The organism is Photobacterium rosenbergii (assembly GCF_003026455.1).
GTDB lineage: Bacteria > Pseudomonadota > Gammaproteobacteria > Enterobacterales > Vibrionaceae > Photobacterium > Photobacterium rosenbergii.
Genome location: NZ_PYMB01000001.1, coordinates 142,332 through 157,347 on the forward strand (window position 1 = coordinate 142,332; position 15,016 = coordinate 157,347).

The 15,016-nt window shown below is 44.7% G+C and carries 19 protein-coding genes; 16 read left to right on the top strand and 3 right to left on the bottom strand.

The window, feature by feature from the left end; all coding sequences use genetic code 11:
• Positions 1 to 3 precede the first annotated feature (3 nt).
• Entirely contained in the window at positions 4 to 957 is a 954-nt protein-coding gene (locus C9J01_RS00670; protein WP_201797771.1) for a DUF4382 domain-containing protein, read from the top strand.
• Positions 958 to 990: 33 nt separating this feature from the next.
• Here the strand turns inward: C9J01_RS00670 and C9J01_RS00675 are convergent, their stop codons facing one another.
• Both C9J01_RS00675 and C9J01_RS00680 read right to left on the bottom strand, forming a co-directional pair.
• Positions 991 to 2,775: a DUF1501 domain-containing protein gene (locus C9J01_RS00675; protein WP_107296185.1), complete on the bottom strand. Its 1,785-nt coding sequence runs from the start codon at positions 2,773 to 2,775 to the stop codon at positions 991 to 993.
• A gap of 5 nt (positions 2,776 to 2,780) precedes the next feature.
• On the bottom strand, positions 2,781 to 4,283 hold the full coding sequence (locus C9J01_RS00680) for a DUF1800 domain-containing protein (protein WP_107296186.1): 1,503 nt from the start codon (positions 4,281 to 4,283) through the stop codon (positions 2,781 to 2,783).
• Positions 4,284 to 4,798: 515 nt separating this feature from the next.
• Here C9J01_RS00680 and C9J01_RS00685 point away from each other — a divergent pair.
• The 15 genes from C9J01_RS00685 (at position 4,799) to C9J01_RS00755 (ending at position 14,391) form a co-directional block, all read left to right on the top strand.
• A complete protein-coding gene (locus tag C9J01_RS00685) occupies positions 4,799 to 5,680 on the top strand; it encodes a mechanosensitive ion channel family protein (protein ID WP_107296187.1) in 882 nt (293 codons plus the stop codon).
• Positions 5,681 to 6,197: 517 nt separating this feature from the next.
• On the top strand, positions 6,198 to 7,391 hold the full coding sequence (locus tag C9J01_RS00690) for a DEAD/DEAH box helicase (protein ID WP_107296188.1): 1,194 nt from the start codon (positions 6,198 to 6,200) through the stop codon (positions 7,389 to 7,391).
• Positions 7,392 to 7,547: 156 nt separating this feature from the next.
• Positions 7,548 to 7,949: a GFA family protein gene (locus C9J01_RS00695; RefSeq protein WP_107296189.1), complete on the top strand. Its 402-nt coding sequence runs from the start codon at positions 7,548 to 7,550 to the stop codon at positions 7,947 to 7,949.
• A gap of 81 nt (positions 7,950 to 8,030) precedes the next feature.
• Positions 8,031 to 8,423: an NUDIX hydrolase gene (locus C9J01_RS00700; protein ID WP_107297372.1), complete on the top strand. Its 393-nt coding sequence runs from the start codon at positions 8,031 to 8,033 to the stop codon at positions 8,421 to 8,423.
• A 30-nt stretch (positions 8,424 to 8,453) separates the two neighbouring features.
• A complete protein-coding gene (locus tag C9J01_RS00705; RefSeq protein WP_107296190.1) occupies positions 8,454 to 8,879 on the top strand; it encodes a VOC family protein in 426 nt (141 codons plus the stop codon).
• 18 nt (positions 8,880 to 8,897) lie between these two features.
• Positions 8,898 to 9,257: an MmcQ/YjbR family DNA-binding protein gene (locus tag C9J01_RS00710; protein WP_107296191.1), complete on the top strand. Its 360-nt coding sequence runs from the start codon at positions 8,898 to 8,900 to the stop codon at positions 9,255 to 9,257.
• A 29-nt stretch (positions 9,258 to 9,286) separates the two neighbouring features.
• Positions 9,287 to 9,670 carry a MazG nucleotide pyrophosphohydrolase domain-containing protein gene (locus C9J01_RS00715; protein WP_107296192.1) on the top strand — a complete coding sequence of 128 codons (384 nt, stop codon included), beginning with the start codon at positions 9,287 to 9,289 and terminating at the stop codon, positions 9,668 to 9,670.
• Positions 9,663 to 10,145: a GNAT family N-acetyltransferase gene (locus C9J01_RS00720; protein ID WP_107296193.1), complete on the top strand. Its 483-nt coding sequence runs from the start codon at positions 9,663 to 9,665 to the stop codon at positions 10,143 to 10,145. Before C9J01_RS00715 ends, C9J01_RS00720 begins: the two co-directional genes overlap by 8 nt.
• A gap of 113 nt (positions 10,146 to 10,258) precedes the next feature.
• Positions 10,259 to 10,840, top strand: a complete 582-nt coding sequence (locus C9J01_RS00725) for a GNAT family N-acetyltransferase (RefSeq protein WP_107296194.1) — start codon at positions 10,259 to 10,261, stop codon at positions 10,838 to 10,840.
• A 25-nt stretch (positions 10,841 to 10,865) separates the two neighbouring features.
• Entirely contained in the window at positions 10,866 to 11,261 is a 396-nt protein-coding gene (locus C9J01_RS00730) for an ACT domain-containing protein (protein WP_107296195.1), read from the top strand.
• Positions 11,262 to 11,302: 41 nt separating this feature from the next.
• Positions 11,303 to 11,773: an HAD family hydrolase gene (locus tag C9J01_RS00735; RefSeq protein ID WP_107296196.1), complete on the top strand. Its 471-nt coding sequence runs from the start codon at positions 11,303 to 11,305 to the stop codon at positions 11,771 to 11,773.
• 11 nt (positions 11,774 to 11,784) lie between these two features.
• Positions 11,785 to 12,315 (top strand): GNAT family N-acetyltransferase, encoded by a 531-nt coding sequence (locus C9J01_RS00740; RefSeq protein ID WP_107296197.1) that lies wholly within the window; start codon positions 11,785 to 11,787, stop codon positions 12,313 to 12,315.
• 60 nt (positions 12,316 to 12,375) lie between these two features.
• Positions 12,376 to 13,068: an MOSC domain-containing protein gene (locus C9J01_RS00745; protein WP_107296198.1), complete on the top strand. Its 693-nt coding sequence runs from the start codon at positions 12,376 to 12,378 to the stop codon at positions 13,066 to 13,068.
• A gap of 128 nt (positions 13,069 to 13,196) precedes the next feature.
• Complete coding sequence (locus C9J01_RS00750) at positions 13,197 to 13,736, top strand: 3'-5' exonuclease (protein ID WP_107296199.1); 540 nt, start codon at positions 13,197 to 13,199, stop codon at positions 13,734 to 13,736.
• Between the two features lie 238 nt (positions 13,737 to 13,974).
• Positions 13,975 to 14,391 (top strand): hypothetical protein, encoded by a 417-nt coding sequence (locus C9J01_RS00755; protein WP_107296200.1) that lies wholly within the window; start codon positions 13,975 to 13,977, stop codon positions 14,389 to 14,391.
• A gap of 63 nt (positions 14,392 to 14,454) precedes the next feature.
• Here the strand turns inward: C9J01_RS00755 and C9J01_RS00760 are convergent, their stop codons facing one another.
• On the bottom strand, positions 14,455 to 14,910 hold the full coding sequence (locus tag C9J01_RS00760; RefSeq protein ID WP_107296201.1) for a hotdog fold domain-containing protein: 456 nt from the start codon (positions 14,908 to 14,910) through the stop codon (positions 14,455 to 14,457).
• Positions 14,911 to 15,016 lie beyond the last annotated feature (106 nt).

The following is a 15,016-nucleotide window of genomic DNA, read 5'->3' on the forward strand; positions in this document are numbered from 1 at the left end:
ATCATGACAATTTATAAAACCTTACCAGTATTAGCAGTGGCTACGCTACTTTCGGCGTGTGGCAGTGACAGTGGTGGCGATTCTACCCAGTATGCCAAGGTGTCTTTCAGCGTATCCGATGCACCGGTTGACACCATGTCTGAGGTGATGGTGGCATTTGATAAAATCGAACTACATCATGAAAATGGTAATAGATATATTATCGAAGTCGATCCAGATGACGACGGCTATGGTTACCAAGGGATTGATTTGTTGGATTATCAGGGTAAAGACTCTGCATTGATCGTTACTGATGAAGAGATCCCTGTTGGTCATTATAAAAGTATGATACTTCATATTTTAAGCGATGAGTCAGCATCTTATAGCTGGGTTGTAGAATATGACGGCGGTAAAGAAGTACTGGGTGTGCCAAGCTCAAAGCTAAAGCTTGGTGGTTTTGATGTTTCAACTCAGGCAGTTCAAAGTTTTACATTAGAGTTCGACCTACGGCAAGCATTGGTCCCACGTGGTGGAAGCGGTAAAGGCTATCATCTGAAACCGAATGGGGTAAAAATTGTTGATAATGATGTCGCTTCATCATTATGGGGGGTCGTTAACTCCAGCTTGTTTGATCTAGGGCAAGGCTGTTCAATTGATGATGGTTTTGTTTACTTATATCAAGACCATGGACTATGGAGTAATCAACTGAGTGATAATGTAGATGATAGTTCTAAACTACCTGATGGTTATGTAGCGCCATATACTTCTGCTCCTGTTGTATGGAATGATGAAACGAATCAGTTGGAATATGGCTTTGGGTTTATTCCTGCTGGTGAATATACAGCAGCTTTCACTTGTAACGCCGCTAGTGACGACCCGGAAAAGTTTGATGGAATTCAAATAGCGAAACCTTTTGAGCAAAGAGAAGAAGTAATTCTCTATCAAACAAAAGAAACTCAGCAGAATTTTGGTTTTTAAAAAGGGCCCGATGGCCCTTTTTCTTTTCTAATATTAATTGCCCCAGATTTCAATTTCACGGAAGTTATTCCATCCAACCCACCTTCCACCTGCGGGATCGTTATTGCCGTTACAGGTCAGTTGAACATATTTCGCCTTGCTTGCCGAGATAGGGAAACCGACAAGTGCAGAGGTATTACCCGGTGTCGTGATATTACTGATAGTCGTAAAATTGATCCCATCTTCACTAACAGCAATATCGACAAAGTATTGCCGTACATCACCTTTCTGTTGGGACCATTTTATTTCTGAAATAGCAGCTGGAGCTGCAAGCTCTAGGGTATAAGTAATGCCGAGCCCATGAGCTGTCCAGCGTGTTGTATCGTCGCCATCAACAGCCATCTCTGGGGTATGATCAACGCGGGTGTCAGACGCAAAAACTTTGGCAATTGTCAGCTTTTCCGGTACTGCTGGTGGTTCTGTTGCGTCGCCAAGGAAGCCAAGGTAACGGCTGGGGAACCGGTTATCATTGGCTGGGTTCAAGCTTGGGAAAATATAGTCGACACTGTTGTCAGATAAGCCGAACCACTTACATAACGTCGCTGCCATCTGTTCGGAAGAGGTGGATGGAATGAACTTATTCCCCGTCGCATCTTGACCATCGGTAGGAATAAATTCCGGCAGCGTTCCGTATGTTACCCCACCGTTGATCGCTCCGCCGATAATAAGCTGGTTACTCCCCCAACCGTGGTCGGTACCTCGATTACTATTATTGGCTATCGTACGGCCAAAGTCCGACATGGTAAAAGTGATAACTTTATCTTGTAGGCCTTCGGCTTCTAGCGAGCGGTAGAAAGCACTTAAGGCTGTATCAATTTGGGCTAGCAGTGCATCATGTTTTCCCGGTTGGTTGAGGTTTCGTTGATTACTGTGGTTGTCGAAACCACCAAGGCTGATAAAGAACACTTGGCGCTGGTGGTTGAGCTGTTCGCTGGCTTGGATCATCCGCTTCACCATGCGGCATTGACCGCCAAGGTAACTGGCGGGAATACTCTCATCCTCCGGGAAGTTGTTCATCACCGAATCGAGTTCAGATTGGAAATCGATCACACCTTTGAGGCGAGAAATATATTCTTGCGAGAATAGAGAGCCGTAAGGCTGCTCAACCAGTTTAATGAAGTTGTTATTTACCGCATTTGAATGACCAAGCGCATCCATTGCCCTCACGCCATCACTACTTATTCGTAAATCCTGACTGTTTTGACCACCCAGCAACTCATTGCCTGAGAGCGACAGGCTTTCTGAAACAGTCGCTGATTCGTTTGGCAGTAGATCCATCATCATACCGGCCCAGCCATAGGAGTGATATTCTGAGGTATTCCAAGCCGTCTGCCAGGCGGATTGTTGCTTATTATGGGCTCCTAGATTTGAGGGCTTTCTAACGCTATTGATGTTTCCTTTATTGGTTGGCTCTAGCAGGGTGCCGACATTGACCACGGCAGTGGCCTTCTCTTCTGCCATTAACTGGGCGATGTTTGGCATGCTGTTATTGATAGCGGTTGCCTGCCCGCTTGCCGTGGGAGGAATTGCTAGCATCTCCGTTGAGGAAAGGTGGATATCTGGCCTAGCGTTGACGTAGTTTTGATAGTTAGTGCCGCTGGCTGGCATGATCATATTGAAAGAGTCGTTGCCACCATAGAGGAAAAGGCAGACCAGCGCTTTATAATCATCTCCACCTGCCGCGAAGGCATGTCTTGGTAACGTCAATGATAACGGAAGAGCCGAGGAGGCCGTAGCGATAGCTGAGCCTTTTAAGAATTGTCGACGTGAAATGCTCATAGATGCTACTCCTGTACCATGAAGTTAGGGGAAATGACGGCAAAGAAAATCATTTTGGGAACGGCATAATACTTATTGTTATGGGTGTCATAGATTGCCCCAATCCTTGCTTCTAACTCAGGAGCCATCTCGCCGTGTAAAAAGCGAGTTTTGAGTAGTGACATCATGGTTTCTTTGTCTTGATTGTTTGCAGCATCTTCGAAGTCAACCGGTGCGATATACATCTCTTGCTTATTGTTAGTTTTATTACGATCTTGGCCGTAGTTCAGGATCGTACGATAGAAGACATTGCTGGTCTTGATCACTTGGCTCCAATCGATAAGTTCAAGCTCTGGTGACGTCAGGTTGGCATTTTGCAATGCGCCTTGTGGGCGGTGATCGGGAGAAAAGAAGTTGAACACGGAAGGGGAGCCTAGTGGGTACTGGCCAAACGTATCTGCGTAGTTCATCGGATTGTAGATGATGTCACCGCCTTTACCCGGGTAGGCATCCATGGCGCGATAAAAATAGGTCATTGCAAGAATGGGTTCGCGCAATTTTGCTACATGTTGGTCGTTGTCTTTTAGTACCTCACTATCGGTCAAAATAGCGGTAATGACCTCACCTAAGTTACCTGCCGAATTGCGAAATACTGAGGCTACTCTGGCAACATACTCTGGTCTTGGGTTGGAAGTGACGAACCGTTTAATTAGCAGGGTACTGATAAATGGTGCCGTATTGGGGTGGTTTACCAATAAATCCAATGCTTGATCGAGTTCGGCTTCAGCCCCCACACCTTCAGGGAAATCAGTTCCCAGTATTGATTTGGCTTCCATGTCGTGGGAGTCATCATAGGCAACCATAGGGTTTTCCATACTGCTGCCATTCATAAACCAGCCTGTGAAAACTCGTGCCATATTCTCGATGTCTGTATCGTCGTAGGTTGGGATAGGCTGGTTGTTGCCATCAAGTTTAGGGGTACCATCGAGATTGAGTTCTTCAAGCCCAATGGTGAAGAGCTGCATAATCTCCCGGGCATAGTTTTGGTCTGGGTTAACGCCGGTGTGGCTTTTGGGTAGATTACCGACCATGGTGAGGTAGTGGCCCATTATCGGTGATCGGGTAACGTGATAGAGCAGCGTTTTATAGTCGCTGAAGGCGTATTCGGTAAGGATATCGTAGTAATGCGCCATTTCTGTGGGGTAGGGGGCCAATTGGGCATCACGGTCGCCGACAACTAAAATCTGGCTTAGGGCGAAAGCCATACGCTGACGCAGTTGTGCCCCTTTCCATAACGCAATATCAAACCAGGCACTCACCCGCATTTCTTGTGAGGTCGATGAACTACCACGTTGTTGGGCCTGGTAGAGAGTTCGTTCTTTGTGGCTTTCATAGGGCTCTGAAAGCTGGCTGTTTATCCAGCTGCTGCGGCTATTGATAGTCAGAAATGCTTCAATTTCTCCCTGCTTTATTCCCATTGTTGCTATATCCAAAAATCTGGATGCTTGTCGGTATGTCAGTCCTTCCATAGATGCCCACCTTGGTGATTAAGAAATTTTGTTGCACGTACATTTATCTTGGAAGTCATCTATTTTTGTGCGGAATAATGTTTTTGGGTTTTATTGAAAATTATGATGTTGTGGCAAGGCGCAATGAAACTGCCTTGAAATCTAGTCATGCAAACAGAAATATGTGCATATCAAAAAATATTGATAGGTAAATATAGTCGGGGCGCTACTTGTTGGGGGTAAAGATTGATGTGTTGCCTGATACCAGAGTTTTTATCTGAATTATCGTGGTTGGATAGAGAGTTTGGAGGGTGATCTTTATCCCATGCGATATTTTGCTGTTGTGTTTTTGCCTTGAAATATTGTGCCTGATTAAGTGGATCTGCAGGAAATCACTCCTGACTGCGTAGGTTTTTTTTAATGCGCTAGCGTTTTAAACATTGGTACTTTGTTGTAACTGGATTTTGGGTGAAAACTGTGGGAGTTTAGCAGGTAGTCACTTATAGGTTTATAAGTAGGAGTGAGAAGAGGCGCTCATGCCAGAGAAGTTATTACCGGTTATCGATTTCTTTCTAGAAAACAAATTATTGTTAAGCGTATTGATCATTGCGCTGGTTCTGATGTTCCGCAGGCTAGTTCTAAAACAAATTCGCGGTGATGTCGCGTTTGTATCAGAGCACCAGCGAAAATGGATGTCGCGAACTAAAAACGGCACTTTCACCATTATGGTGGTGGTGCTGTTCATGCTTTGGCAGTCTGAGATCAGCGAGTTTGCGTTGTCGGTCACCGCCATTGCCGTCGCCATTGTGGTTGCCTCTAAAGAGATCATCCTTTGTTTCACTGGCTCTATTCAGCGTGCCAGTGCCCGTTCTTTTCGAATTGGGGATTGGATCGAAGTTGGCTCCCTTTGCGGAGAGGTTATCGAGCACAATATGATGGCAACGGTGATCCAAGAGATCGATCTTCACCATGGGCAATACCATTTCACGGGTAAAACGGCCACCTTGCCGAATAGTATGTTTTTCACTTATCCAGTGAAGAACCTTAACTTTATGAAGCGCTATGTGTACCACAGCTTCAGTATTACTGTTAAAGAGTTCGTCAATTTGTATGTCACTGTGCCTGAACTAATCGAACAAATCGAAGGACACTGTGAAGAGTTCATTGATGTTGCGAGGCGCTACAACGGGGTAATTGAAAAGCACGCAGGCGTTGACCTACCGGGACCAGATCCCCATGTGCATATCACAACGACCGCAACGGGTGAGCAGGTCGTACACATCATGCTGTTTTGCCCGACAGAAATGGCGACGCATCTTGAGCAGTTGATCCGTGAAGATTTCATGCAGATTTACCATGAGACCTTTAGCAAAAACAACATCAACGAAGAGCGAAACCCGAAGGTGAGCTTTATGTAGTTTTTGCTTATTCAAATGTAACGTGCTTATTTTTCAAAACGCCTGATGGATTTCATCAGGCGTTTTGTGTATTGGCAAGGTGGTAGAGAAGGTAGCCTAGATTTCAGTAACTTATAACAAGCATAAAAAATATACCTTAAAAATATATGCAAACCGGATTATACAGTATAGAATGCGCCCGTTTTACGGTATGGAGTATTATTTGATGGTAACGGAAGTCAATCGAACCAAACTAGAGAGCTTATACATTCGTGCTAAGTATTTCGGTTACGGGCGCTTATACAAGGTCTATAAATGGGAGTGGCTGGGTGCATTTCTTCGTAGTGTTGAGTAACAGGTAGCAATGATGGGTTTAGTTCTTTTCGCTAGCGGATTGAGCTTCAATGATTTTTTTGTTTTAAATTCGCTACGCTTGATAGGAAAGTTGTCTCGTGACGATCATGTTCGTGGTACACTCCCGCGCTTCATGTAGAGGCGGCTCTACCATATTTAGTTTCAGTACAATTAGAGGCGATTTATGCCATTCTCTAAACTTGGGCTCAGCGAGTCATTAACCAAAGCGGTCAGTGAACTTGGCTACAGCAAGCCAACTACCATCCAGAACAAGGCGATCCCTGTTATTTTGCAGGGTAAAAACCTGATTGCAGCGGCGCAAACCGGTACAGGTAAAACTGCGAGTTTTGTCTTGCCTATCCTGGAAAAACTCAGCCAGGGTAGAACGCAGCGCAAAAAGCGTATCCGTGCGTTGATCCTTGTGCCTACTCGTGAGCTTGCTGTTCAAGTAGAAGAGAAGATCACCCTATACAGTAAACACTTAGGCCTGACATCACTGGCGATGTATGGTGGTGTTGATGAAAAAGAGCAGAAGCAGCGCTTGATTGACGGTGTGGATGTGTTGGTAGCGACACCGGGCCGTTTGCTCGATATGTATGGCAAGCGTGCGGTTCACTTTGAAGAAGTGGAAATGCTGGTGCTTGATGAAGCCGACCGTATGCTGGATATGGGCTTTATCGATGACATCAACAAGATCATTGATCGCCTGCCTGAAGAGCTTCAATTCCTGCTGTTCTCTGCAACCTTGTCTAACAAAGTTCGTGACTTGGCTAAGTCTGTGGTTGAAAACCCGCATGAGATCAGTATCGCTGCCAATCAAGCGTCCAAAGCCAATATCGAGCAGTGGTTGATCACAGTTGATAAAGATAAGAAGTCAGCGTTACTGAGCCACCTGATCAAAGAAAACAACTGGGATCAGGCGTTGATCTTCATTGAAACTAAGCACGGTGCTGCTAAATTGGTATCGCAGTTGGAAAAGCGCGACATTGCTGCAGAAGCTTTCCACAGTGGACGTAGCCAGAAAGTCCGTGAACAGCTATTGGAAGACTTCAAAGCAGGTAAAATCCAATATCTTGTGGCAACTGGTGTGGGTGCCCGTGGTATTGATATTGAAGAACTATCACGCGTAGTTAACTATGATCTGCCATTCCCTGCGGATGAATATGTTCACCGTATTGGCCGTACTGGCCGTGCGGATGCATCGGGCGAGGCCATCTCGTTTGTCTCGAAAGATAATTTCAAGAACCTGTGCATGATTGAGAGCCGTTTGGGCCACTTGATTGAGCGTCGTGAAGTTGAAGGCTTTGAGCCAAGAAAGCCGGTGCCGATTTCTATTTTGAATTACGTGCCAAAAAGTAAACGTCAGAAAAAAGACTGATTGCTGATTTAATTATTCTAGAGCCCTTGCCAATCGGTGAGGGCTTTTTTTTGCTTAGTCCCTTCCGTTGTCACAGAACCCGATAGAATCACCTGTCACAATAACTTCCTATTCAACATAGAGTTAAACTTCTAGTAGGGGTTGAAGGAGATTAAGATGAAAGGGAAATGCTTGTGCGGGGCTATCGAGCTAACCGCTGATGATCAAACTGAAGTTGGGCTATGCCATTGCGATATGTGTCGTAGATGGTCTGGTGGCCCTTTGTTTGCGGTTCATTGTCATTCAAAGGTTAAAATCGAAGGGCAACAACCAGTGGTGTATCGGTCTTCAGAATGGGCTGAGCGGGTATTTTGTGGAACCTGTGGTTCGCACTTGTTTTATCATCTACTAGCCAATGATGAATATATTGTTTCTGCTGGATTGTTTCAGGACCAAGCTTTCAAACTAGTCAGTGAAATATTCATTGATGAAAAGCCTGAATATTATGAGTTCAGTAATGACACGAAAAAAATGACTGCGCAGCAGGTCTTTGAGCAGTATGTGCCAAAAGAGGAATAATAATAAGTGACGATTACACAAAAGATCCCGGTTAATACGTCGATAGTTTCAGGTGTTGCTCTGTCGGAAATTAATGGCGAAATGAAAATGCTATTGATGAAGCGAGTAAAAGGTGACTACTGGTGTCATGTCGCCGGCTCTATCGAGGGGGAGGAAAAGGGCTGGCAGGCAATCGTGAGGGAGTTCTATGAAGAGACACAAATCTCTGTATCAGAACTTTATAACGCCCAGTTTTTAGAGCAGTTTTTTGAAGCTAAAGTGAATGTGCTGCAAATCATACCGGTCTTTGCTGTACTATGCCCGCCCAATCAACCTGTTACCCTTAATGAAGAGCATACAGAGTACCGCTGGGTCGGTTTAGAAGAGGCTAAGTCTTTGGTGCCATTTCCGGGCCAAAGGCAGGTGTATGATCATGTTTGGGCGAATTTTGTCGACAGCAGCCCTTCCAACCATATGAAAGTTAATATTGACTAAACAAGGTTGTCTTCGCACAAAGGAATCAAAGTGAAACAGAATATCGTCCATATTGCACTTGTCGTAAAAGACTACGACGAAGCGCTAGATTTTTACGTCAACAAGTTGAAGTTTGAATTGATTGAAGACACTTATCAACCAGAGCAGGATAAACGCTGGGTTGTGGTATCTCCGCCAAATTCTAATGGGGTAACCTTACTTCTGGCGAGAGCTTCAAAGCCTGAGCAGATCGATTTCATTGGCAACCAAGCAGGAGGAAGGGTGTTCCTGTTCTTGAATACCGATGATTTTTGGCGTGACTACAACCGAATGGTCGCAGACGGCATTAAATTTATTCGTGAACCACAAGAGCAAGACTACGGCACGGTAGCGGTTTTTGAAGATCTTTACGGTAACCTGTGGGATCTCCTGCAACTCAATCCCGATCACCCTATGGCAAAGCGAACAGCTCGCTAATTATTAAAGAGGACTGCGATGAACAAACAAGAGATTGTCGACTTTATGCTGATGTTACCAGAAGCCGAGCTGGATTATCCTTTTGGCGCAGATGTAATGGTGTTCAAGGTGCTGGGTAAGATGTTTGCCCTCATTATTGTCAATGACGGTGTGGTTGATATTAACCTCAAAGGGGCGCCCGCAGATAATGAAGCATTGACGTCGATATTTTCAGCGATTAAACCGGGTTATCACATGAATAAAAAGCACTGGATTACGGTTTCGGTAACCGAAGAGATTGAAGATGGCATGTTGAAAGGCTTGATTGATCGCTCATTCGAGTTGGTGGTGGCGAAACTGAAAAAAGCTGACCGCGAACGACTGGCTATCCAGAGATAAACTAGTGCGACTGATTGATTAGGGAAATGATGGAGAAGCTGGAAACATTATTAGGACTGGCGCGAAGAAAGGCGGATATTGATAAAGCATCGACATGGTCCGATGGAGCCAAAACCTATCTCTCAGAGCTAAAAGCAGAAGTCGATGAAGTAAACGAAGAGGTTGCTAAGCAACGGCTATGTTTCTTGGAAGATGAGTTGGGTGATGTACTCTGGGATTATCTCAATGCTTTGGTTGCCCTAGAGGAAGAAGAGGGTATTAACATCGCCAATGTTCTGGCTCGGGCATGTAATAAGTATCATGAAAGAATTTCAGGCATTGAAAAGGGTGAGTCCTGGCAGGAAATTAAAATCAGACAGAAACAAGCCCTTGAACATGAGCAAGCGAACTTCGAGCAAAAAAAGCATGGATAAATCCTCAAGGGCGATAAGGGCAGCAACGATTAACGATCTTCTAGCACTAAAACGATTATTTATTGTGGAAAACCACCACAATGCATCAATTGCACCAGATATCGTCAGTAAGACTGAAGACGTGCTTACTGAGGAAGAACTGAGAGAAATAATTGCCGACAACAACCAGTGTCTACTCGTTGTAGATGTTGATGGGAATGTGGTTGGTACATTGCTAGGCTCTGTCGTCGATGTCGCAGGTCGGCGCTGGACAAACAGTCGGTGTTATGGGTATATCGAAGAGTTAGTGGTCGATGAACACCAGCGGGGGAAAGGCTTTGCTCGCCAACTTATGGCGACATTTGAGGATTGGGCCGAAGTGAAAGGGGCTACCTCTGTTGAATTACATGTTTGGTCGAATAACCAAACCGCCAATGAATTTTACCGTCATTATGGATTTTCTGAAAAACAGCGATTGCTGTCTAAATCACTCTAAGTCTATTTCCCCCCTCATTTAATACGAACAGAATATTAAATTTAGTGGCTCATTTTGTATGACGCTGTGGTTATACTGGTGAAGAGGTTACGTGTTGTATAAGGATAAATCAGATGGCACATGAGTTAGAAACCGACAGGTTAATCCTTAGGCAATGGAAAAGTGAAGATTACCCTGACTACGCTAGGCTCAATGCTGACCCAGATGTAATGCAGTATTTTCCTGCTGTTTTATCAGAGCAGGAAAGTGACGCCCAAGCGGCAAGGATCACCCAATTAATTGCTGAAAGGGGCTGGGGCTTCTGGGCGGTGGAAGTGAAAGCAACAGGACAGTTTATTGGTTTTGTCGGTCTACATAGCCAAGATGAGCAATCCGGCATCCCAAATGCGCCATTCATCGAAATCGGTTGGCGGCTTGCCAAAGATTATTGGGGCAAAGGCTATGCACCTGAAGCGGCTGATAAAGCGTTGCAGTTTGCATTTGAAGAGCTAATGGCTCCTAGCATCTATGCGTTTACGGCTTTATCGAATATTCCATCACAAAAAGTGATGGAAAAAATTGGAATGGCAAACATTGGCCAAGATTTTGACCACCCCAAACTGCCGACAGGGCACCATTTGGAGCGCCACTGTTTGTATCAAATTACTCGTGAAACTTGGTTGAAAAGTCATGTTAAAGCCGATTTTTTAGCGTAGATAAAATCACGTTCAAGGAGGATACATGAGTGGAATTACCGACCTGCAACAATTACTGAAATCAATGGCGCCGGAGCTCAAAGATGGAGAGTTTGTATTCTGCACTGTGGAGGGCGATTTATCGCAATATGTGGGGTTGTCACCCATCTCGACGTTTCAGGAACAAGAAGGGCTGACGCTGGTACTTGGTAAGGACAATGCTGATAAAGCAGGTTTGGCCTATGAAGGTACTTTCCGGATGATCACCTTAACAGTTCACTCCAGTTTAGAAGCGGTAGGGCTCACCGCAGCTGTTGCAAGCAAGCTCGCAGAGCGGGGGATCAGTGCCAATGTGATCGCGGCCTATTATCATGACCATGTTTTTGTGCAAAGCGCCAAAGCAGCTGAGGCTTTGGAAGCTCTACATTCATTCTCTTCGTAAATTACCGTTCAAATTAACTTGTCAGGCTGAAAGGATTCGAGATGGCAAAGATATATTTATTTGATTGGGGAGATACCTTGATGGTCGACTTCCCGCAATATCAGGGCCCGATGTGTGATTGGCCTGAAGTCGACATTGTTTCAGGAGCGCTAGAAACGCTTTGTCACTTATCGGAGAAAGCCGAGATTTATGTCGCCACCAATGCTGAAGACTCTTCCGTTGAGGAAATCCAATTGGCTTTTGCTCGAGTGGGCTTAGCCCCGTTTATCAAGGGATACTTTTGCCGTGCAAATACCGGTTTTGCGAAAGGCACGGCAAGGTACTTTGAGCAGATAGCTTTGGCATTGAATGCTGAACCGCAGAACATCACTATGGTTGGCGATACCTTAGACAAAGATATATTGCCGGCTGTCGAGGCGGGGTTAAGTGCGGTTTGGTACTGCCCAGAAACTCTCAGCCGTGACAATGGGAAATATCGGATAATAAGAACACTAGAAGAGCTCACTCAATAAGGACTATGTAGATGGAATTAATTTCTCCTAATCGTGAATATATGGAGGCCTTCCAGCGGTTTTATAATGACTATGCCAATAACGATGTGGCTAACGCAGAATATTACCTTGAAGGCGTTCAGAACTTTGAGAGGTATATTCAAACATTAAACGATGAATCAAATGGCGTTAACCTTAAAGAAGACTATGTTCCATGCCATCATTATTGGCTAGTTAACCCAGAGAAAGAAATTATTGGTGTAATACGTGTGCGCCATAATATCGAAACGCCATTCCTCGCCCTCGAAGGTGGGCATATCGGTTATGATGTTGCCCCGAACTTTCGAGGTCAGGGGCACGGTACTACAATGCTTAAACTTGCCTTGCCCAAAGCTTGCCAGCTCGGTATTCATAAAGCGTTGATCACAGCAGATGAAGATAATATTGCTTCACGTACTGTCATCGAACGTAATGGTGGCCAGTTAGATAAAATAGTGCAGGGTATCGTCTTCCCATATCCCATTGCCCGGTATTGGGTTGAGTGTTGCGGTGCAAAGCCGTAAATTTAGCACGCCGATAATTATGGCTAATAAGTTAGTGAGCGATTCTATTGAGGCGAAGAAGTGAGTACAACTAATAAGTTAACAAATGTATATACCGGAAAGGTTGCCCATCGTTATGGCTTTAATACAGCTATTGATAAGGTCGAGGTCAAGGGAGCGCTATACCTGACAGAAACGGGCTTGGAAGGTGATGAGTGCGCTGAAATGCGTCATCATGGCGGTCCTGAGCGTGCACTCCATCAATATCCTTTGGAACACTACCAATACTGGTCGGAAAAATATGGCGACCATGTTAAGTGGACCGCTCCTGGCATGGGGGAGAACATCAGTTCAGAGGGCATGACAGAAGAAACCGTTTGCCTTGGTGACCGTTTCCAATGGGGAGAAGCCATTATCGAAGTTAGCCAACCTCGCTCTCCTTGCTATAAATTGAATCAGCGTTGGGGCGTAGAGGGCTTTTCTGTCGACATGCAAGAGATCAGTCGTTGTGGTTGGCTATATCGCGTGATTAAGCCCGGAATGGTGAGTGTTGATGAACCATTGACCTTGATTGAGCGTGTACCCAATGCGATGTCACTCAAAGGCGTGTGCGATATCTTTTTTGGTGATCCGCTAAACCAGAAAGGCTTGGAATTACTTCTACAGCAGGAAAAACTGTCTGACAGTTGGATGAGCAAGGTCAAGCAACGCTTAGAAACCAACGAAGTCGAGAATTGGCAATTCAGGCTGCAGGGCAGGGATCGTGCAATTTAAGCGCGTAATTCATTCTATCGCTTATGATATTTGGTTAGCGAAATAGCGGCTAACCATTTTCATTTTTGGCTAACCCGCCTCTAAATGCTATCCTTCGTGCCAGTTATAGCGTGATATCCGGAAGTAAGATGAATTTTAACCGTATTGTCTGTTTTGACCTCGAAATGTGCTGTTGGAACGATGGCCGAGAGTCGAGAACAGGTGAGATCATTGAGATTGGCGTTGCAGAACTAGATCTAACCAATGGTGATATTGTGCGCCGAGCTCAACATTTTGTAAAACCGGATCATGATGAAGTATCACCCTTCTGCACAGAACTAACTGGGATCAAGCCTGAAGTCATTGAAAAGAATGGCAAGCCACTTGGGCATATCCTGAAGTCGGTTGAACAGAAATTTGGTGGCCGACATAAGATATATGCAGCTTGGGGGCGGGATGACATCATCCTGCGTAAAGAGTGTGAAGAGAAAGGGTTAAAAGTCCCCTTTGATGAATACTTAAACTTGGCCACGTTATTTAGACTGCAACGCCATGTTACCAAGAAACGTTGTGGTCAACGTGCTGCCATGGAAATGGCTGGAATCGAGTGGGAAGGGCGTCAGCACTCTGGCTATGATGATGCTTATAATCTAGCTCGCCTAGCCAGAACACTTTTTATCAATGATTAAAGGAATAGTGTATTTGGTCGTTTATGTTTTAAAGATGTAGGGAAAATCCCATAAAGCATAAGTTTATGGCTGAATACTGGCATGTTGTTTGGTTAAGATTCTAATTTCACAAGATTTTTTATCCCAAATTAATTGACAAATGCAGCACGATAGCTAAGATTATGCAAAAATATAAATATGCAAATTGTTGGCTATGGATTTTACAACTTGTCAAATTCCGGTAAGGAATAGACTCAATATGGACGAGTTTCCCTGCTCTGATACTCTCAACGAGCAACGTCCTATTGAGGAGATCATTCGCTGGTGGAATGTCCCTTATGTGGATGAACTAACGTATGAAGAGTCTGGGGAAATAGGTGTTTGTGTGCTTGATGGAGCGACTTGGGATGGCCCGAGGTTGATCTCTGAGCACGCAACCTTTGAAGAGGCTGTGGCAGCCGCTAATTTTTATATCAATCATTCAGATATCTGGCGTCGCTTTAAAGAGCCTTATCAGCCGCTGGCGAAGGTGGATCATTTGATTGATATGAGCTCGTTTATTCATGGCAAATTAGCCAAAATGGATGAGCAGCAGTTATTCGAATACATGTTTCATTGGCTGCCCAATGGCGAATCGGCTAAACAACCAGAGCGAGAATTATCTCTGGTCGACTAACGAACATTATAAATGGCGCATTAAATGCGCCATTTTTTATTTTTGCCCATCATATGAATGGCATTAAGTAAACCTTACATTCATCGTAATCTCTGCTCGAAATACTAAATTTCCATCAGTGTCTTTCACTTCAACGGGCACAAGTTTGTCACCCTCTGTGTTCCAATCGATATTCTCGCCTTTTGCATGAGCAGTAAGATCGGTCTTTGCTTTTTTCAGATACTCGACCGTCATGCCAACAGGGATCCAGCGGCTTTTTACAGGAATAGATACATCCGTCATCATCCCACCCGCTAATTCAGCCATATTACACATCGCAATGGCATGCACAGTATTTAAATGGTTGGTAACGCGCCTGCGTTTTTTAATTATCACCTCAGCATAGCCTGGCTTTAGTGCGGTGACTTTAGGCTTGATACTTCCAAAGTATGGGGCAAGGCGACACACAACAAAACTGAACAGCTTGTTACCAAAAGGGAGGCGACTCATCTGTTGGTAGATTTTGAGGTTTTTGCGCATTGTGATGTCCTTTTCGAAGTGGCTGAGAAGCATATTTTATTTATAGTCTGGTCTGACCAGAATACAAACAGAAAATAGAGCTGTCATTCTACAGAGGAAATTTATG